Raw genomic sequence first — 18,752 nt, 5'->3', positions numbered from 1 at the left:
AGATTCTAATACTATCCAAGAAAAGTCTTAACTTTTCTTTGTCATTTCTCGCTCTCGACAAACTGCACCGCATTGATCATCGGCTGCAACCGGGCCGCGACGAGCTTTTGCAACGCCAGCGAAACCACCAGATAATAGACCCCGACGTGGAGTGTCACGGCGACCTCAGCCCGTGTAGCCATAAAAATCGCGATCAGGACAAGCGCCAGGATAAAGAGCCAGAGGCGGCCGAGTTGGTGGAGCAGCCGTGCCTTGCGCAGAAACTTGTCGTCCTTGAGCTCGTATTTGTACCAGATCTCAAAAGCGGTCGAGAGGAGAAGAATGGGCAGAAAAATCGTGATCAGCGCTATCAGAACCGCGAGCCCGCCACGTCCTGCTTTGAAGAATTCCGCCATGACCGTTAGCAGAGAATACCCGCCATTGAGGTCGAGAAAGCCGTCCGTCGTGATCAGCGGCTGCGTGATCGCAAGACCGAGCAGCGCCGCAGAGAGGAGGAGCGCCGCGCCGAGATACCGATCCGCGCCGCGCGCGTATTTCGCGATTGTTTGCCGGTCCGGTCGTCCGACAAGCAAACGTTCAACGGCCCAATGCATAAGATAACGTTCCCTTTCTTATCACGCCTGTCCCGGCTTATACCTTTTTTACGCCCTGACAGGAAACCCGATAGTGAATTGCATCTTGTTATTGACGGCTTTTGTGACTGACCTATTATCTAATCGAGGCTGGCGTGTAGTTACCCCGGCCATATTTCATTGGATTTGGCGCCAAGAGTGAATCTATGAATAATGCTGTCAAGAATCTTGCTTTTGTCGCGCTGATACTGGCGGTGATTGTCAGCAGCTATTTTATCATTCATGAATCCGAGGAGAAGGACAGCCTGAAGGGCGCGCCGATCGCGGAAGTAATGGTGCCGACCTTGACGGAACCCGGCGAGATGGGCCAACAGGTCTTCGACAGGTACTGTGTGACCTGCCATGGAATAAATGCGGCGGGACGGGACGGGATTGGCCCTCCCCTCGTTCATATTTATTATGAACCCGGCCACCACAGCGATGAGAGCTTCACTCTGGCGGTCAAAAACGGGGTCAAGGCCCATCACTGGCCATTCGGCGATATGCCGCCGGTGACCGATGTCAGCGATGCGGACATCGCGAATCTGATTACCTATATCCGCGAGTTGCAAAAGGCGAACGGCATATTCTGATCATGCCGGATGGATATGTGCGGCCGGTTCAGCGGAAATTCCGCCCCTCGGGCAGGGCAAGCGGGGTCTCCGGATTTTCGAGAAGATCGGACAGTTTCGATCCCATATCGAAGGCCTTTTTCACCACCACATGAATGACGATACCCTCTTTCTGCACCTCTCCCTCGACGGCGAGAAGACGGCTGCCGAGAATGATACGGCGGTATTTTTCGAAGGTTTTCTGCCAGATCACAAGATTGACCCAGCCTGTCTCATCCTCAAGCGTCGCGAAAATGACGCCCTTGGCGGTGCCCGGCCTCTGACGGTTGAGAACCAGTCCCGCGACTCTCACCTTCTTCCCATTTTCCACATACTCAAGGCGCTTCGCCGTGATCATGCCCGCCTTTGCCAGATCGCTCCGGAAGAGCTCCATCGGATGCGCCTTTAAGGAAAGACGCAGGCGCTCATAATCAAGCATCACATCCTCGGCAAGTTTCGGGGCGGGCAGGATAACCTGCGGCTCCTTGACCGGCGTGAAGCCGACCTGGTTGACCCCGGGGCGGAATTTGCTTTCGGCATGGGCGAACAGCGGGAGCTCGTAATCGCCAAGCGCCCGCGCCTCCCAGAGCGCCGCCCGACGGCTGAGCCCGAGGGAGTGAAACGCATCCGCCTCCGCCAGCCGCTCCAGCGCCGCCGCATCGAGCCCGCTCCGCCGCCAGAGATCGCGGATGCTGAGATAGCCTTTCCCGCGCGCCGCCTCCAGGGCCTCAGCGTCAACTTCCTTAAATCCCTTGATCTGCCGGAACCCGAGCCGCAGCGCTTTTTTCGGCGTGCCGACCACCGCATGCGCCGCCTCCAGCACATTGTCCCAGACGCTGTAATTGACATCGATATTGAAGACCTGGACATGGTGGTCGCGGGCATCGCGGATAATCTGCGCGGACGCATAGAAGCCCATGGGCTGGCTGTTGAGAAGGGCGGCGGCGAAAGCTGCGGGATAGGCATATTTCAGCCAGGCCGAGGCGTAAACGAGAAGCGCAAAACTTGCCGCATGGCTTTCGGGGAAGCCGTAATCGCCGAACCCCTCGATCTGCTTGAAGCAGCGTTCGGCAAACTCCCGCTCGTAGCCGCGGGCGACCATCCCCTCCACCATCTTTTCCTCAAAATTACCGATCGTGCCCATCTTTCGGAAGGTCGCCATCGCGCGGCGAAGCTGGTCCGCCTCGGACGGGGTGAATCCCGCCGCAACGATGGCAATCTTCATCGCCTGCTCCTGGAACAGCGGTACGCCGAGCGTCTTTTGCAGTACCTGCTGGAGCTCCTTGCTGGGGTAGTTTGGCGTCTCCTTGCCATCGCGGCGACGCAGATAGGGATGCACCATATCCCCCTGGATCGGCCCCGGGCGAACGATTGCCACCTCGATCACCAGGTCATAGAAGTTACGCGGTTTCAGGCGCGGCAGCATGGACATCTGGGCCCGGCTTTCCACCTGGAACACGCCGATGCTGTCGGCCCGGCAGAGCATGTCGTAAACACGCGGATCCTCCTGCGGCATGGTCGCAAGGTCATAGGTCAGGCCATAGTGGATTTTCAACAGGTCGAAGGCCTTGCGGATACAACTCAGCATCCCGAGCCCCAGCACATCGATCTTCAGGATTCCAAGAGCATCGAGATCATCCTTGTCCCACTGGACGACTGTCCGCTCCTCCATCGCTGCATTCTCGATCGGCACCAGTTCTTCCAGCGGCCCCTCAGTGATCACGAATCCCCCCACATGCTGCGACAGATGGCGGGGAAATCCGGCCAGTTCACGCGTCAGTTCAAGTGCAAAACGGATATTCGGCGCCTCCGGGTCAAGGCCCGCCTCGCGTATCTGTTTCTCCTGTATTTCCTCATCCTTGCTGCGCCAGAGGCTTTTGGCGAGCAGCGTGATCGTGTCGAGCGACAGGCCAAGCGCCTTGCCAACCTCGCGGATCGCCATTTTGGTGCGAAAGCTGATCACCGTCGCCGCAAGGCCCGCCCGATCCCGGCCATATTTGGCATAGATATACTGGATCACCTCTTCCCGCCGTTCATGCTCGAAATCGACATCGATATCCGGCGGCTCGCCGCGCTCGGCGGAGATGAACCGCTCGAACAACAGCTCGGACTTCACCGGATCGATGGAAGTGATCCCAAGGCAGAAGCAAATGGCCGAATTGGCCGCCGATCCGCGCCCCTGACAGAGAATGCCCTGGCTGCGGGCGAAGCGAACAATATCATTAACAGTGAGGAAATAAGGCGCGAACTTCAGCTCCGCCACCAGGTTGATCTCGTGGGTCAGGGTTTTCACCACCGCTTCCGGCACGCCGTCGGGAAAGCGGTCCGCCGCCCCCAGCCAGACCAGCCGGACCAGTTCGGCTTGCGGATCGTGATCTCCATAACCGCCGGTCGGATATTCGTACTTGAGCTCATCGAGACTGAACCGGCATCGATCGGCAATTTCCAGACCGGCCGCCAGTGCCCCCGGCCAATCCACGAACAATGCCGCCATTTCCGCCGGTGACTTGATATGCCGTTCCGCATTCATGAAAAGCCGCGTGCCCGCCGTCTCGATACGGCATCCCTCACGGATGCAGGTCAGCACGTCCTGCAAGGGACGGCGGGCCACGACATGGGCATGCACATCATTGGTGGCCAGAAGCGTGAGGTTTTTCCGCGCCGCCAACGCGGCAAGGATCGCGATACGCGTCACATCATCGCCGCGATAGAGATGATGCGCGACCAGGTAACAGGTCCCGTCCACGGCAGCCCTGACCGTCTCAACCCAGTGCTCAAAACCGGAATCAATCCGCTCGGGCGGCAGCAATGCCACCACCTGCCCTTCGGCATAGACCAGAAAATCTTCAAGCGTCAGATGACATTCCCCTTTCGGCGCCCGACGCCGGCCCAGTGTCAGCAACCGGCAAAGCCGACCGTAAGCGGCGCGGTCCTCCGGATAGGCCAACAGGCTGCGCCCGTCCATGAAATCGACCCGGACGCCGATGATCAGGCGGATGCGGGCATCCCGGGCGGCGCTATGGGCCCGGACAATTCCGGCAAAGCTGTTGCGATCAGTGATAGCAATCGCAGAGAGGCCCCTTGCCGCGGCGGCCAGCACCATTTCATCCGGATGGCTCGCCCCTTCCAGAAAGGTGAAATTGGTGGTGACCTGCAGCTCCGCGTAAGCGGGCGGCGTCATCTTATCAACCGAAGAAGCCATGCATATACCATTGCTGATCCCTGAGCGGCTTCGCCCCCCGGACCGAGGGGGCGGCAAAGATCCAGAAGCGCTGGCCGCTGGCGGCCTCAAGCCGGAAATAATCCCGGGTCTCAAGGGCAAGACGCCACCATTCGGGCGAAATCCGCTCCGGTCCCTCCAGCGCAGAAACGCCCCCTTCCTCCTGCCGCCAGGCATATCTGGCCGGGCGCGGCCCCTCAAACATCATTTTCATCCGTTCCGGCACCGGCAGCAGCCTGACAGGGCGCGGCTGACGGGCCGGCCAGCGGCCATTCACCGGCGGCGTCATGGCCGGCACGACGGCAAAGGCGCGCTCCGGGTCATGGCTGTCAAAAGGAACAAGACGAAAGACATGCCCGGCTCCAATCCGGCTGGCCAGGCGGTCCACCAGTTGCGAAAACGCTTGCTGCCCGTCCGCCGCACTGCCGGAGGCTTCCGCTTTTTGCATCGATACGAAACCGGACTGATGCATCTGTTGAGGGGCTGTCTCAAGGGCCGAGAAGATCATCGCATCCACCCCGAATCCTATGTCGATATCCGGCAGTTTTTCCCCCAGCAGGCGAATCATATGCCGCGCATCACGGCTCGGCGCGCTGGTGCCGAAGGTAATGTGGATCACCTCCCCGTCAGCGCGATAGAGCGCCAGTTCCAACCTGCGCGCCCCCTTCCCGTGCCTTTCCAGCTGGCGGCACAATGCCACGGCAAGCTCATCGGCGGCCGCCTCGATATCGGAAAGCAATCCGATAGGATCGGGCCAAGATAACCGGGTGCGAAAGGCGGCGGCGGGCCGCAGCGGGGAAATCGGTTCCGCCTCCTGGCCGCTCACCTGATCCAGACGCGAAAGAAGCTGCCGTCCGAACCGAAGTTCCAATGGCGCGCGCGGTAGATCATAGAGGTCGGAGACTTTGCGAAGGCCGACCTTCTCAAGCCCGGCGACGGTTTTTTCATCCAGTCGCAACGCTCTGACGGGCAGGTCTGCCATAAAGGCCGTTCCGGCGCCCGGCGGAACGATCATGATCTCCTGCCCGGCAAAACGAGCCGCCGCCCAGGCAACAGCGGGGGTATCGGTAAGGCCAAACTGAGCCGTGATCCGCATTTTTTGAAATTTCGCCAGCATCAGGGACAGCATCTTCTCCTCCCCGCCGAAAAGATGGGCGACGCCGGTGATCTCAAGGCGGATGCCATCTCCGTCATCCAGCGCACACCAGGGGCTGAAACGGCCGCACCAGTCGGCGAGCATCCGCCGCCTGTCCTCATCCCGTTCCGGTGTTGCCGGGGCCACCGCCAGGTTTGGCACCATCGCCCGGGCATTCGCGAGCGTCATTCCCGCTTCCAGACCAAGCATCGCTGCGGCCGCATCAACCGAATAAAGGCGGATGCCGCCGCTCTCTTCACAGGTGAGCGCAAAGGGGGTATCAGCAGACGGCCGCCGCCGGCAGTCGGTCGGCCATCGCGCCAGCCATATGGCAATAAAACGCTTCATCTTTCCACATAACCTTCCATTCGGCCGGACCTCCGCCCCGGCAACGCCACAAGGCCACCTGCCACCCGGTCACTTGCTCCGCGCCTGTCTTGTCAACCTCCTGCGGGAGGATGAAGGGACGGACGTGCCAGCGGGTCAGCGCCGCATTGTTGCCGGCCGCGCCTTCCGGACCACGCAACAAAAATGCCGTAGATCCGGATTTTTCCGCAGCCAGCTGCAACCGTCGGCTGGCCGTCAGGTCCAGCCCGGCCACCTCCCCCAGCACTGCCTGGATGGCGGAGGAACGCAGCCCTTCCTCCATTACCCATAAAACGTCCGCATCGCTTTCTGCATTGACCATCAGCAGGCGGTTCGGATCAAGCCCGTATGGCGCCAGGCCGGGGCCATAAATCTGACCGTATCGCCGCGCCCGCCGCCGGTTCTGACACCAGATCGCCATTCCCGAAGGCGCGACTGACCGGGCCAGGAGGGCCGCGGCGAAACCCGCCGCCGACGCGAAAAAAGAGGGGGCCGCCTTCGGTGGCGTTCCAATTTCATGCAACGCCCCTCTTGGCAGCCCGCCCCAGGGCAAAGACCGATCTACAGCTGGCGCCCCAAAGGGGATCACATCCGCTTCCGCCCGTCCGGACAGAGCCGTGTGATCCAGCCGGCGTATATCCGACCGCAGCTTTTGAAGAACATGCTTTGTCATCTCCGATCCCATCGCTTGGCATATCTGGCGGGGCTCCGGCAATCCGGATCATTTTCCATTATCGCAAATGTTCTTGTTTTGTTCTATTTTTTTCCACTTCAAGAGTCAAGTCTTCCGACCGCTCAATCGTCGGATATCAGCTAATCTTTTGCAATAAGGTGATGATCATCTCCTGCTCCTCGGGCGAGAGAGGCGCAAGTGTTTCATCTGTTATATCGAAACCATGCGGGATCAGCGTCGCAATCATCACCTGCCCCGCATCCGTCAGACGCAGCAGCATCCGCCGCCGGTCGGATTGATCCGGCCGTGTCTCGATCAGCCCGCGATCCATCAAACGCCGGGTCACGCCCTGAATGGTCGCCGGATCCATCGCCGTCAGACGGCCTAGGTGATTTTGCGACAGTTCCCCCTCGTCCCGCAGCTTGCAGAGCGCCGCAAACTGGGTTGGCGTAATCTGTTGATACCCCATATTAGACTGGAAAATGGCGCTGGCCCGCTGATGCGCGCGCCGCAGCAGATGTCCGATCTGCAACTCGACATGATAATCGTCAATAGAACAACTATCCGTTTCCTGTTTTTTCAACGGTTTCACATGTGTCATACTGGGTATCTTTTCAAAATTTGCCGATCAGGGGCCAGCGAAAATGCGGCGCGGCGCTATTTCACGACTGTAACAGCTTCCTGTCCTATTTCAACAACGCTCATTCTACCGCCGGAAATATGCAATTTGGTGACCGAGCAATAATCGGGACGAAAAACCACGACATCATCGCTCCCGCCGATTGCCCCGACAATGGCATTGATTACAACAAAATGGGTTACGAAAACCGCATCCCGCGTCCGCCCCGCCGTAAAATCCAGGATTGTTGATCGCCAGTGCCGCAGATGATCCGACTGTTCCGACCATTTTCCCTCCAGAACCCGGGTCAGCCAGGCCCGCCGATTCCCCAAATCCAGTCCGGCGGAGGGAACCTCGGAGAGTTCCGGCGCGATAATCGCCCCCTTCTGCCACAGATCAGCAAGCGGTTTCGCCGTTTCACGGGTCCGTTGGAGCGGGCTGCTGAAAAGATCGGCAGGAACAATTTCCCCATGAAGTCGTTCCGCCATTGTCCGCGCCTGCTCCCCACCCCGCTCACTCAATCCCGGATTAAGGGAATTTTCCCAGGATTCCGCCGCTTCGCCATGACGGACCAGATACACTGTCGTACTCACATATACTCCTTCTAGCGCTCTACACGTCGCTAAACTGATAGTTCATGGCGGTTATAACGCAAAACGTCACATCATAAACGAGAAATTCAAAGCAGCTTCAAATAAACCAAGACAATTATAATAAAAAAATACTCTTTATTGGTGTATTGTATACGATTATTTCAATTGACAAGGGTTATTTGATAACTTATGCGTCAATTGTGTTTGTTTTATACTCCGAATACGAGGCGCAAAAATGGAATACCGTACTGTGACGTAGACCGGAACGTGACGATGAACCATGCACAGTTAAAAGCATTTCACGCCGTCGCGAAGACTGGCGGATTTTCAGCCGCCGCAAAAATGCTGGGACTCACGCAACCGGCCGTCACGTTTCAAATCCAAGCGCTCGAACAGCATTACAACACAAAGCTTTTCAGACGGCGCGGGCGGAAAACGGAAATCACCGCTTCGGGCCAACTCCTTCTTAATATTTCCAAAAGAATTTTCAGCCTCGAGCAGGAAGCAGAGAATTTGCTCGCCTCTCTCGCCTCCCTGGAGGCCGGTCACCTGAAAATCGTCGCCACCTCTTCCCTGACATCATTGCCCCTGGTCAGTACCTTTCGGGCGCGGTATCCTGAGATCCTCGTCTCCTACAGGACCATCCCGTCCAACGCCATCGAAACGGAAATTTTCGATTTCCGGGCGGATATTGCGATTCATTTTGCACCCCCCAAGGACAAGAGACTGCTCGGACTGAAAATAGAAGAACTCCCGCTCAAGCTGGCGGTTTCGAAAGATCATCCCTGGGCGGAAAAGACATCGGTGGAGCTGACCGACCTGCAGAATGAAGTCATCATCCTCCCGTTCGATCTTGAAACAACGGGGCGCATCCGCGGGCACTGGTCAGAATTCGTCCAGTTTGAAAGGGATCAAGCCTTTGTCCTGCAAAACAAGGAAACCGGGCGCGAGACGGTCGCCAACGGCCTCGGCATGACCTTTTTTACTGACAGGGATATCCGGTGGGACGACCGAATTCACGCAATCGACGTTAACGACGGGAGGATGAAAGAGGCCACTTATATGATTTGTCTTGCCGACGAGAGAGAGTCCCCCATCATTGCCTCTTTTTTCAACAGCGCCGCGGGGTCAACGGGTATTTCGCCAGCGGATTAGAGCGCCATCGAGATTTTGTTGGGATAGGATGCCGCCTTGATTTCGACACTCATGCCCTCACGGGCGACAAAGGCATTGGGCCAGGCCTTTCGGGCTTCGCGGGCGACGCCGTCCATGAAGGCGTCATCATGAGAGGGGTCATGATGGAAAATTGCGAGCTGGCCCACACCCGCCGCCTTGCATAACCGGACACCTTCCTGCCAGGTCGAATGTCCCCATCCCTTGAACTTCGGATATTCCTCGTCCGTATAGGTGGCGTCGTAAATAACCAGATCAGCCCCGTCTATCAGTTCAAGAATATCCTTGTCCGGATGCCCGATCACATGCTCCGTATCCGTCACGTAGCAAAGAGAGGTTCCTTCAAAATCAATTCTGTAACCGGTGCCGCCATCAGGATGCTTCATCGGGGCGGTACGCACGAAGATGCCATCGCCGAGGGAGAAGGAATCCCCGGATTTGAAATCCTCAAAACTCAGATTCGCGGCGAGTTCGGCGAACGGAACAGGGAATGTCGGCTGGCACATTTGCGAAGAGAGAACCTTTTTAATACCGCCAAGCTCACTCAAATGGCCGGCCATTACCTTGATATTCACGTCTTCGCGGTAAATCGGGCTGAAGAATGGGAACCCGTTGATATGGTCCCAGTGGGTGTGGGATTGCAGGAACAGATAATCTTTTATTCCGCGGCGCGTCAGGCATTCCCCGAGCAGCCGCACCCCCGTTCCTGCATCCAGAATAATGATACGGTCATTGATGACAACCTCAACGCAGGACGTATTCCCGCCATATTTCATATGATCAGCGGAAGGCGTCGCGATGGATCCTCTAACCCCCCAGAATTTCACATGCATAGTCATCTAAGTCGACATCACTCCATACTTTGGAACCATTACAATACATAATGTGATGTCACCAAACGATGAAAACCACCAACTTTCCATCAGGTTTGTAACCGTGATCACGAAAATTTGGCGGGATTCTGCGAGAAAGTGAGCATATATGTCGTCAGTTTGCTTCTTTCCCCAGAATCCGTTCGGTCAGACGGACCCAGTAATTGGCGCCGAGCGGCAGGATTTCATCGTTGAAATCGTAATTGGGGTTATGCACATGGCAGCTCCCCTCGCCGGAGCCGTTGGCAATCATGATATAGCAGCCCGGCCGTTCCCGCAGCATCCAGGAAAAATCCTCCGCGCCCATAACCGGCGTGACATCCTTGTTCACGGCCGCATCCCCGACCAACTCTACCGCAGCGGCGATGGCCTCCTCTGTCTCATCGGAGGTATTGATCGTCGGCGCATACCGGCGGTCATAGGTAAATTCCGCTTTTGCACCATGCGCTTCGGCAATGCCGACGGCGATCTGGCGCATCCGGTTCTCGATCATATCCTGAACATTCGGATCGAACGCCCGCGTCGTCCCTTTCAAGGTGACATCGGCCGGAATGACATTGCCGGTGTGACCGCCATTGATCTGCGCCACCGTCACCACAGCGGATTGCAGCGGGTCGGTGTTGCGGCTCACAATATTCTGCCATGCGAGCACGATTTCAGAAGCAATCACGACAGGGTCCGTCGCCAGATGCGGAAACGCGCCGTGCCCACCGTTCCCGATGATTCGGGCCTCGAAGAAATCCGCGGAAGCCATGATCGGGCCCTTGCGGACCGCAAATGTCCCAACCTGGTGCCCCGGCATGTTATGCATCCCATACACGCTATCGACAGGAAACTTCTCGAAAAGGCCATCGCTGATCATCACTCGGCCACCCGCAACATTCTCCTCGGCGGGCTGAAAAATAAATCGGACCGTCCCGTCGAAATTCTTTGTCGCCGCCAGATGCTTCGCGGCGCCAAGCAGCATCACGGTATGACCGTCATGGCCACAGCCGTGCATTTTGCCATCAATTTGCGAGCGATGGTCGAATTCATTGAGTTCCTGCAGGTCAAGCGCATCCATATCGGCCCGCAGGCCAATCGCCCGGTTGCCGCTCCCCTGCTTCAGCGTCCCGACAACGCCGGTTTTGCCAAGCCCGCGATGAACTTCGATTCCAAAACTCTCCAGCTTTTCGGCAACGAAGTCGGACGTTTTATATTCCTCAAACGCTGTCTCCGGATGCTTGTGAATACGGTGCCGCCACTCCGTCAGTTCGGCATGCATCTCTTTAATTTCAGGGAGTATCTTCATTGTTCTTGTCCTTCTAAATGCGCCATCGCCCGCTTCTTTTCGAAACCCTATCACAAGCTGCCGGAAAATTAAAAGCGGGGAAAAAACCGCGTGGTTGAGCGAACCACCCGAATTGCTCTTTCATTCCGAAGCGTCATGAACTAGAAAGCAAGTCAATTTGTTACAATATTATGTCGCGCTAATGCAAAAGACAGGGTTGACGTCATGGTAAAGCAAACCCTCGATAAGGATCTTGGCCGTATCGAGTCGATCGAAACGCAGGTATCGAGGGCCGGCAAGAGTTTTGTGCCGTTGGCATTTGCCGGACTGTTTTTGCTGATCGTTTGGGCGGTTGCCGCCGGCCTGACGACAGCGGGCGAACATTCAACGCTGATTATCATCGCCGCCATCATTGGTGGCTATATGGCGCTCAATATCGGGGCGAATGACGTCGCCAACAATGTCGGACCGGCCGTCGGTTCGCGCGCCTTGACAATGTTCGGCGCCATCGTGATCGCCGCCATTTTCGAGGCGGCAGGGGCAATCCTTGCCGGCGGCGATGTTGTCAGTACCATTCAAAAAGGAATCATCAATCCCGCGTCAATGGCGAGCAGCGAAATTTTCGTCTGGGCCATGATGTCGGCTCTGTTCGCCGCCGCGCTCTGGGTAAATGTCGCGACCTGGATTGGCGCACCTGTCTCCACGACCCATGCGGTCGTCGGCGGTGTCATGGGCGCCGGGATCGCCGCCGCAGGATTCAGCGTCGTTAATTGGAACATGATGGGCGCGATTGCTGCCAGCTGGGTTATCTCCCCGGTCATGGGCGGTGGCATCGCCGCAATTTTCCTGGCTTTCATCAAATACAATATCATTTACAAAGAAGACAAGGTGGCCGCCGCACGGCGCTGGGTTCCCGTTCTTGTCGGCATTATGGCAGGTGTTTTTTCCGCCTATCTCGTCATGAAGGGACTGAAAAAAATCTGGCGGCCGGATGCAACGACGGTCCTTGTTTTGTCGCTCCTCTTCTTTGCGGGCACCTTCGCGGTGGTGAAGCCGATCATCCACAAGGCGTCGAGAGGCATGGAAAACCGGAATAAATCGGTGCGCGCGCTTTTCACTATTCCGCTCATCTGCTCAGCCGCCCTCCTCTCCTTCGCCCATGGCGCAAATGATGTTGCGAACGCGGTCGGCCCGCTGGCTGCCATCGTCGGCGTTTCAACCTCCGGCGCCATTGCAATCAAGGTAGGCATTCCGCTTTGGGTCATGCTGATCGGCGCCGCGGGTTTGAGCGCGGGGCTTTTCCTCTTCGGGCCGAAGCTGATCCGCACACTTGGCGAACAGATCACCAAAATGAATCCCATGCGCGCCTATTGCGTGGCGCTGTCGGCCGGGATCACGGTCCTTATCGCCTCGGCGCTCGGTTTACCGGTAAGCTCGACCCATATCGCCGTCGGAGCCGTGTTCGGCGTCGGCTTCTTCCGGGAATGGGATACGGAACGGCGGGCGAAACTGCTGCGCGCCAATTTGAGAGAACAGAAAATCCATCCCGACAGCAACCTGCCGATTTCGGAAATCGAGACCACCAACAACCGGCGCAAGAAGCTGGTGCGCCGGTCCCATTTGCTGACCATCGTTGCGGCCTGGATCATCACGGTGCCCTGTGCGGCGCTGATCGCCGCCGGTATCTTCTTCGCGATCGCGTATTTCGCGGGATAAGGTTACACGCCGCCAAGCAGAGATTGCCTGTCATTTCGGAATTTTTCATAGAGAAAATCGAGAAGCGCCCTGATCCGTCTCGTCTTGATCAGGTCCTGATGGGTAAGAAGCCAAAGATCGACTTTCTGATCGATTTCCGCCGGTAACAAGCGGACAATGCTGCCATCACGCGGCACGAGATAGTGCGGCGCAAGAAACAAGCCCATCCCGTTCGCGACAGCGGCTATTTGCGCGGCTACCGTATTGCAGCGAAACTTGACTTGCGCAGGCGCGGTCAACTTTTCCAACGCGGCGGAGAGCACGAAATTCTCCGGCCCTTCTTGCCAACCGATAAAATCATGGTGAGCGAGATCCGCTAAAGTTTCCGGCGCGCCCCTTTTATCAACATAGGTTTTTGCGCCGTAAAGACCGAAACCTGTACGTCCAACCTGCCGGCCGATGAGGTCGGATACCCGGGGATTGGCAAGACGCAAGGCGACATCCGCTTCGCGCCGGCGCAGATCAACGACGGAAATATTGAGCATCAGTTCGAACTGAATATTCGGATGGCGTTTCTGGAATTCGCTGAGCCTGGGCGTCAGCCAGTAACTGCCCAGCCCTTCCGTGGCGGAAACACGGATCAGTCCGGAAAGGGATTTATCCAGTCCGCGCACCTGCTGCTCCGCCCCGACGAGATCGGCGGCAACTTTCTCGATCCGCGCCTTGATCTGCTGACCCGCCGGCGTCAGCAGATAGCCATGCGACGCGCGCTCGAACAGGCGGGTTTCCAGCCGTTTCTCCAATTCAGCAATTTGCCGGCCAACCGTCGGCTGCGAGACGGAAAGTTGGCGGGCGGCGGCCGAAAGGCTCCCCGTCTCCGCCACCGCAAGAAAATACCGATAAAAATCCCAGGACATATTTATACATTTTTGAATAGACGATAAACGAATTTAACATATTTTCGTTTCAATAAAAATTCATATCTTCAAGGTCAATAGCTTCCCGCAACGGAGTATGGCAATGAACGCGATGAACAAGAAAAAGGAACTCGAAGATTCCCGCAAGGGAATGACCGGGCTAGAGCAGATGCAGGCCTTCATCAAGGGCGGCAAGCCGCCGGCGATTGCGGTCACGATGGGGTTCGACCTTGATGAAATCGCGCTCGGCAAGGCTGTTTTCTCCGGCGTACCCGGCGAAAAGCACCTTAATCCGCTCGGCACCGTGCATGGCGGCTATGCCGCGACGCTTCTTGATTCCGCTCTCGGCTGCTCCATCCATACCGTGCTGGAGCCGGGTGAAAGATATACGACCGTCGATTTGAACGTTAAATATCTACGGGCGATGTTTCCCGGGATGGGCAAGGTTACCGTTACAAGTGAAGTCGTGCACAAGGGACGAAAAATTGCGACGGCCGAGGCGCGTCTCATCGGTGAGGACGGCAAGCTTTACGCGACCGGCAATACCACCTGCGCCATTTACTGATATAAGATGGCGCCGAACTCACCCAGCCTAAACCGGGTTGGGCGACACGCCGAACACGAAGGCGTGGAAGTGGAACAGGACGGCATAGAGCACAATGCCGAGCAATACACGCCACCACAATGGCCTAACTGACAGTTTCGCCCGCCCCTGAAGGATGGCGGCAAAGGGAATGTTGGAGGTTCGGCTTTTGTAGGTCGTCCATCCGTCTTTCAACTGACGCGCTTTCTTGGCGTCGATCAGGAATGTGCCGCAAAAGGCCAGCAATCCAAAGGCGCCGAAAAAGATAAGCGCGGAAATCTCCCCGTTATTGAGAATATGGGCGATCGACCAGAGGGTTATGCTCCACATCAGCGGATGACGGGTGATGGCGTTGATGCCGCTATAGGCGCTTTCCTTCTCGATCAGCTTTCCCGCACCGACCGCCGTCGGGTTCGGGCTGGTATTGGCGCTGATAAACAGGATCGAGGCGATCAGCATCAACAGCATCGCAATATAGCGCCCGATATTTCCGGCATCCCATAACATGTCCCCCACCGGGGCGCCCCTATATGCGAAGATCAGCCAGACAAAGATCAAAATCGAGAGGAGACTGAAACCGGCGAGATAGCCTTTTTCGCCGATCCGCGAAATAAGACGCTCCCGCACAATGCTGGAGGGCACGATGTGAATAAGCCAAAAGGCCAGCGCCGCCAGAATCAACTCGCCAAGGGTTCCCGTCATATTTCTGCCTCACCTCGTGAAAATCGGACGCCGGAAGTTTGTCATCAAATGCCGAATTTCAAAAGCCTTTCGCCCGCAAAATATGGAAAAGATGCGAACGTGGTCACAAAAGCGGCAGTCTTGGTCAATGACGGTCCCCATATTTGTCGATCATCCGGATTCCCTCTTTGGTTAATTTGCAAACCAGCCAGTCCGGTTTTATCGGATTATCGAACCAGGTCTCCACCCAGCCTTTCTTGAGGCAGCTTTTGATCACGGTCCGGCTGATCTGTTGTCCATTGGGATCGAAAAGCGGCAACTTGCCGCCCGGCTGGAAACGACCGAGGCGAAGATATTTAAGCTGTGCGGCGCTGGGTGGTCTGGATGCCATTACAAAAGCCTACCCTAATTTCAAAGCTGACAAAAGGTTCCCTCAAACGCCGTTCGTCAAAACGGCGCTTTGATTCTTAACAAAGGCGGTTTAAAACATTGCAAACATCAAAAAAATATTGGGGGAATTCATGTCGACGGGCGCGGGTTATACAAAATATTTTCCTGTTTCCTGGGAGGAACTGCATCGCAACGGACGGGCGCTCGCCTGGCGCCTGATGGAAAAAGCGCCCTTCAAGGGCGTGATCGCCGTAACCCGCGGCGGCATGGTTCCCGCGGCGATCGTTGCCCGGGAGCTTGATATCCGCCATATTGACACGGTCTGCATTGCCGCCTATCGCGACGACAAATCGGTGGGCGAAGTGAATATCATCAAGCCGCTGAATATCCCCGATGACGGGGAAGGCTGGGTGATTGTCGATGATCTCGTCGACAGCGGAATTACGGCGCGCCATGTCCGGAAAATGGTGCCAAAGGCGCATTTCGCGACCATCTACGCGAAACCGAAAGGATTGGACCAGGTGGATACCTTCATCACCGAAGTAAGCCAGGATACCTGGATCCTGTTCCCGTGGGATCAGGGTCCGTCCTTCGTCAAGCCAATCGTCGAAGAAACACGTGCGCAGGGTTGACAGCGTGCCGTTGAAATTTGCCGCCAACCTGAGCTTCCTCTATCAGGATCTGCCGTTTCTGGATCGCTTCTCTGCCGCCGCGCAGGATGGTTTCACGGGAGTCGAATATCTCTCCCCCTATGAATTCCCCTCATCCGAGATCAGGCGCCGACTGGACGACAACGGCCTGACCCAGGTTCTGTTCAACCTTTCCGCCGGTGACGCGGCCAAGGGGGAAAGAGGTCTCGCCAGTCTGCCGGGGCGGGAATCGGACTTCGCCGACAGCCTTGAGCGCGCACTTGAATATGCGACCGACCTTGACTGCAAACGGCTTCATGTCATGGCGGGGATCCGCGACAAATCGATTGACCGAGACAGGCAATACGCCGTGTACCGCGGCAATCTGGAGATTGCGGCCAGGGCCGCGCAAGACGCCGGGATCACCGCCCTGATCGAACCGATAAACGATAAGGATATGCCCGGTTATTTTCTCGAGAATTGCCGCATGGCGGCGACATTGATCGCGGAGATAAACAATCCGCATCTCCAATTGCAGTTCGACATCTACCATGTGCAACGGACGGATGGCGACATCATTAACCAGTATCTGAAATTCGCGCCCATCATCCGGCATATCCAGATTGCCAACCCGCCGCACCGGTTCGAGCCGGACAATGGCGAAATCAACTACCCCTACATTTTTGAATTTCTTGACGGTGAAGGATACGCCGGCTGGATCGGTTGTGAATACAAACCTTCGGCGGGCACGCGGGAAACTCTCGGATGGGCACGCGCGTTTCTTTCGGCAAAATCCTAAATGCCTTGAAATTATTGAATCTTTAAAGCAATCGCGGTACATCTGTTAAACAGGGCGGAAAATCTGTCCAAAGATAATAAATATTCTGGAAATTTGGCGGGCTATGGCCGTCTCTGAAAATGCCCGAACCGGGGAAAAAATAATCAATCCGATTCTCACCGCGACAAGCAGCACGCCGGTCAAGCTGATCGCCTGCGCCATCGCGATCGGTCTTCTCGCGGGATATGGCGCGGTCGGCTTCCGCCTCGCCATCAGTGAAATCCAGACGCTGTTCTATGGGTTCGGCAGTCAGGAAATCCTCGCACAGGCCGAGAATCTTCACTGGTGGCAGATCATGGCGGCACCGATCATCGGCGGATTGATAATCGGGCTTTTCTGGAAATTCATTCTGCCGGGCTATCGCGCACAGGGTGTCGCGGACGTCATGGAATCCGTGATTGTCAATCGCGGGAAAATGAAGCTGGGGCCCGGCATCGGCGGTCTTTTCGTGAATGCCCTCACCCTCGGATGTGGCGGGTCGAGCGGACGGGAGGGGCCGGTCGTGCATTTCTGCGCCCTGATCGCCAGCCAGCTGGGCCAACGCCTGCGCCTGCCATCCAAATATTATATGACCTTAATCGCCTGCGGTGTCTCATCCGGCGTTGCCGCCTCCTTCAATGCGCCCATCGCCGGGATGTTCTTCGCGCTGGAAGTTGTTGTCGGCTCCCTCGCCACGCAGGCCTTCGCGCCGATCGTGATTGCCTCCGTCATCGGCACGGTAATCAGCCGAATCTATATCGGGGATTTTCCAGCTTTCATCATCCCAAATTACCAGATTGTCTCCCTCTGGGAGTTCCCGGCGATTGCCCTGCTCGGTGTCGTTGCGGCGGCGGTATCCCTGCTATTCATCTGGAGTATCGGCTTCGCCGAGAAGACCATTGATCGTTTCCGCATTCCGGAGGTTTTTCGGCCCGCAGCCGGTGGGGTCGTTCTTGGCGCCATCGCCCTCTTCTTCCCGCAGATTATCGGCGTCGGCTATGAGGCGACGGATAACGCGCTGAAAGGGAATTACCCCCTGCTTCTCCTGCTGCTGCTGATTGTCGTGAAGACCATCGCCGTCGGCGTGACATTCGGGTCGCGATTTGGCGGCGGCTTTTTCTCGCCCTCCCTTTTTATCGGCGCCATGACCGGCGGCGCTTTCGGTCTGATCGCGGCAATGGCCTTCCCCGAAATGGCGGCAAGTCACGGCCTCTATGCCATCATCGGCATGTCTGCGGTTGCCGCCTCCGTTCTTGGCGCGCCGATCTCGACGATTCTGATCGTGTTCGAGCTTACCGGCGACTATAAAATTTCCATCGCCGTGATGGTCGCCGTCTCGGTCGCAACGCTGATCACAAAGCATATCTATGGACGGAGCATCTGGCAGACGCAGCTTCTCAACCGGAATGTCGACGTCAATGAAAGCCGGGCCCTCCGCCAGCTGAGTTTCCGTCAGGTTCGCGGGATTATGGACCGTGAATTTATCGAGGTGCCGAAGCATACGCCCATGAAGGAGCTCCGCAAGATCGTCACTAACACCAGCCACGATAAATTCGTCGTGGTCGAGCCCGACACCCATGAGTTCATCGGCCGGATTGATTACAGTGATCTCAAAACCGGACTATTTGGCGATGAACCGCAGGAAAATATAACCGCCCTTGATCTCGTGCATGAGGGAAGCCCGGTTCTCTTCCCGGATACCAGCCTGAAATCCGCAATCGAGATTATTGAAAAAGCCGGCATTGACCATGTCCCGGTTATCAACCGCGCAAACGAGAGACGACTGATCGGCATCCTTCATCACAAGGATCTGCTGCATGCCTATAACGCGGCCCTGCTCTCCGCTCAGGACGAATCCCGCGACAAAGTTTTCCGATAAAACGGGCGATCGGCGGTA

General features: G+C 56.8%; 18 protein-coding genes. 7 read left to right on the top strand and 11 right to left on the bottom strand.

What is annotated here, in order from left to right:
* Positions 1-41: 41 nt before the first annotated feature.
* Positions 42-593 carry a paraquat-inducible protein A gene (locus GQF03_RS06820; RefSeq protein WP_161338458.1) on the bottom strand — a complete coding sequence of 184 codons (552 nt, stop codon included), beginning with the start codon at positions 591-593 and terminating at the stop codon, positions 42-44.
* A 185-nt stretch (positions 594-778) separates the two neighbouring features.
* Here GQF03_RS06820 and GQF03_RS06815 point away from each other — a divergent pair, with 185 nt between their 5' ends.
* Positions 779-1,204, top strand: coding sequence for a c-type cytochrome (locus GQF03_RS06815; RefSeq protein WP_161338457.1), 426 nt, complete (start codon positions 779-781; stop codon positions 1,202-1,204).
* A gap of 28 nt (positions 1,205-1,232) precedes the next feature.
* On the opposite strand, the gene GQF03_RS06810 is transcribed toward GQF03_RS06815, so the two are convergent.
* From GQF03_RS06810 to GQF03_RS06790, 5 genes are all read right to left on the bottom strand, one after another.
* Positions 1,233-4,424: an error-prone DNA polymerase gene (locus tag GQF03_RS06810; protein ID WP_206673081.1), complete on the bottom strand. Its 3,192-nt coding sequence runs from the start codon at positions 4,422-4,424 to the stop codon at positions 1,233-1,235.
* A complete protein-coding gene (locus GQF03_RS06805; protein WP_161338456.1) occupies positions 4,408-5,925 on the bottom strand; it encodes a Y-family DNA polymerase in 1,518 nt (505 codons plus the stop codon). Before GQF03_RS06805 ends, GQF03_RS06810 begins: the two co-directional genes overlap by 17 nt.
* Positions 5,858-6,616, bottom strand: coding sequence for an ImuA family protein (locus GQF03_RS06800; protein ID WP_161338455.1), 759 nt, complete (start codon positions 6,614-6,616; stop codon positions 5,858-5,860). Before GQF03_RS06800 ends, GQF03_RS06805 begins: the two co-directional genes overlap by 68 nt.
* 136 nt (positions 6,617-6,752) lie before the next feature.
* Positions 6,753-7,217 (bottom strand): MarR family winged helix-turn-helix transcriptional regulator, encoded by a 465-nt coding sequence (locus GQF03_RS06795; RefSeq protein WP_161338454.1) that lies wholly within the window; start codon positions 7,215-7,217, stop codon positions 6,753-6,755.
* Between the two features lie 56 nt (positions 7,218-7,273).
* On the bottom strand, positions 7,274-7,828 hold the full coding sequence (locus tag GQF03_RS06790) for a histidine phosphatase family protein (protein ID WP_161338453.1): 555 nt from the start codon (positions 7,826-7,828) through the stop codon (positions 7,274-7,276).
* A gap of 273 nt (positions 7,829-8,101) precedes the next feature.
* Between GQF03_RS06790 and GQF03_RS06785 the strand changes: the two genes are divergently transcribed.
* Positions 8,102-8,983 (top strand): LysR substrate-binding domain-containing protein, encoded by an 882-nt coding sequence (locus tag GQF03_RS06785; RefSeq protein WP_161338452.1) that lies wholly within the window; start codon positions 8,102-8,104, stop codon positions 8,981-8,983.
* On the opposite strand, the gene GQF03_RS06780 is transcribed toward GQF03_RS06785, so the two are convergent.
* Together GQF03_RS06780 and GQF03_RS06775 are read right to left on the bottom strand one after the other, a co-directional pair.
* Positions 8,980-9,840: an MBL fold metallo-hydrolase gene (locus GQF03_RS06780; protein ID WP_161338451.1), complete on the bottom strand. Its 861-nt coding sequence runs from the start codon at positions 9,838-9,840 to the stop codon at positions 8,980-8,982. The two genes, GQF03_RS06785 and GQF03_RS06780, sit on opposite strands and share 4 nt — an antisense overlap.
* Positions 9,841-9,988: 148 nt before the next feature.
* Positions 9,989-11,164 carry a M20 aminoacylase family protein gene (locus GQF03_RS06775; protein WP_161338450.1) on the bottom strand — a complete coding sequence of 392 codons (1,176 nt, stop codon included), beginning with the start codon at positions 11,162-11,164 and terminating at the stop codon, positions 9,989-9,991.
* A 204-nt stretch (positions 11,165-11,368) separates the two neighbouring features.
* Between GQF03_RS06775 and GQF03_RS06770 the strand changes: the two genes are divergently transcribed.
* Complete coding sequence (locus tag GQF03_RS06770) at positions 11,369-12,859, top strand: inorganic phosphate transporter (protein ID WP_161338449.1); 1,491 nt, start codon at positions 11,369-11,371, stop codon at positions 12,857-12,859.
* A gap of 2 nt (positions 12,860-12,861) precedes the next feature.
* Here the strand turns inward: GQF03_RS06770 and GQF03_RS06765 are convergent, their stop codons facing one another.
* The gene (locus GQF03_RS06765; protein WP_161338448.1) at positions 12,862-13,755 is read right to left on the bottom strand and encodes a LysR family transcriptional regulator; all 894 of its coding nucleotides are present in this window, start codon (positions 13,753-13,755) and stop codon (positions 12,862-12,864) included.
* Between the two features lie 103 nt (positions 13,756-13,858).
* Between GQF03_RS06765 and GQF03_RS06760 the strand changes: the two genes are divergently transcribed.
* Positions 13,859-14,320, top strand: a complete 462-nt coding sequence (locus tag GQF03_RS06760) for a PaaI family thioesterase (RefSeq protein ID WP_161338447.1) — start codon at positions 13,859-13,861, stop codon at positions 14,318-14,320.
* 27 nt (positions 14,321-14,347) lie between these two features.
* Here GQF03_RS06760 and GQF03_RS06755 read toward each other — a convergent pair whose 3' ends face one another.
* Both GQF03_RS06755 and GQF03_RS06750 read right to left on the bottom strand, forming a co-directional pair.
* Positions 14,348-15,040 (bottom strand): NnrU family protein, encoded by a 693-nt coding sequence (locus tag GQF03_RS06755; RefSeq protein ID WP_161338446.1) that lies wholly within the window; start codon positions 15,038-15,040, stop codon positions 14,348-14,350.
* Positions 15,041-15,164: 124 nt separating this feature from the next.
* Entirely contained in the window at positions 15,165-15,410 is a 246-nt protein-coding gene (locus GQF03_RS06750) for a hypothetical protein (RefSeq protein WP_161338445.1), read from the bottom strand.
* Positions 15,411-15,540: 130 nt separating this feature from the next.
* Here GQF03_RS06750 and gpt point away from each other — a divergent pair, with 130 nt between their 5' ends.
* From gpt to GQF03_RS06735, 3 genes are all read left to right on the top strand, one after another.
* Positions 15,541-16,041, top strand: a complete 501-nt coding sequence (gpt, locus tag GQF03_RS06745; protein WP_161338444.1) for a xanthine phosphoribosyltransferase — start codon at positions 15,541-15,543, stop codon at positions 16,039-16,041.
* A gap of 4 nt (positions 16,042-16,045) precedes the next feature.
* Complete coding sequence (gene otnI, locus GQF03_RS06740) at positions 16,046-16,837, top strand: 2-oxo-tetronate isomerase (RefSeq protein ID WP_161338443.1); 792 nt, start codon at positions 16,046-16,048, stop codon at positions 16,835-16,837.
* Between the two features lie 103 nt (positions 16,838-16,940).
* On the top strand, positions 16,941-18,734 hold the full coding sequence (locus GQF03_RS06735) for a chloride channel protein (RefSeq protein ID WP_161338442.1): 1,794 nt from the start codon (positions 16,941-16,943) through the stop codon (positions 18,732-18,734).
* Positions 18,735-18,752 lie beyond the last annotated feature (18 nt).

Origin of the sequence: Sneathiella chungangensis (assembly GCF_009882935.1) — a bacterium.
GTDB lineage: Bacteria > Pseudomonadota > Alphaproteobacteria > Sneathiellales > Sneathiellaceae > Sneathiella > Sneathiella chungangensis.
This window is presented reverse-complemented; position numbering and strand designations above follow the sequence as displayed.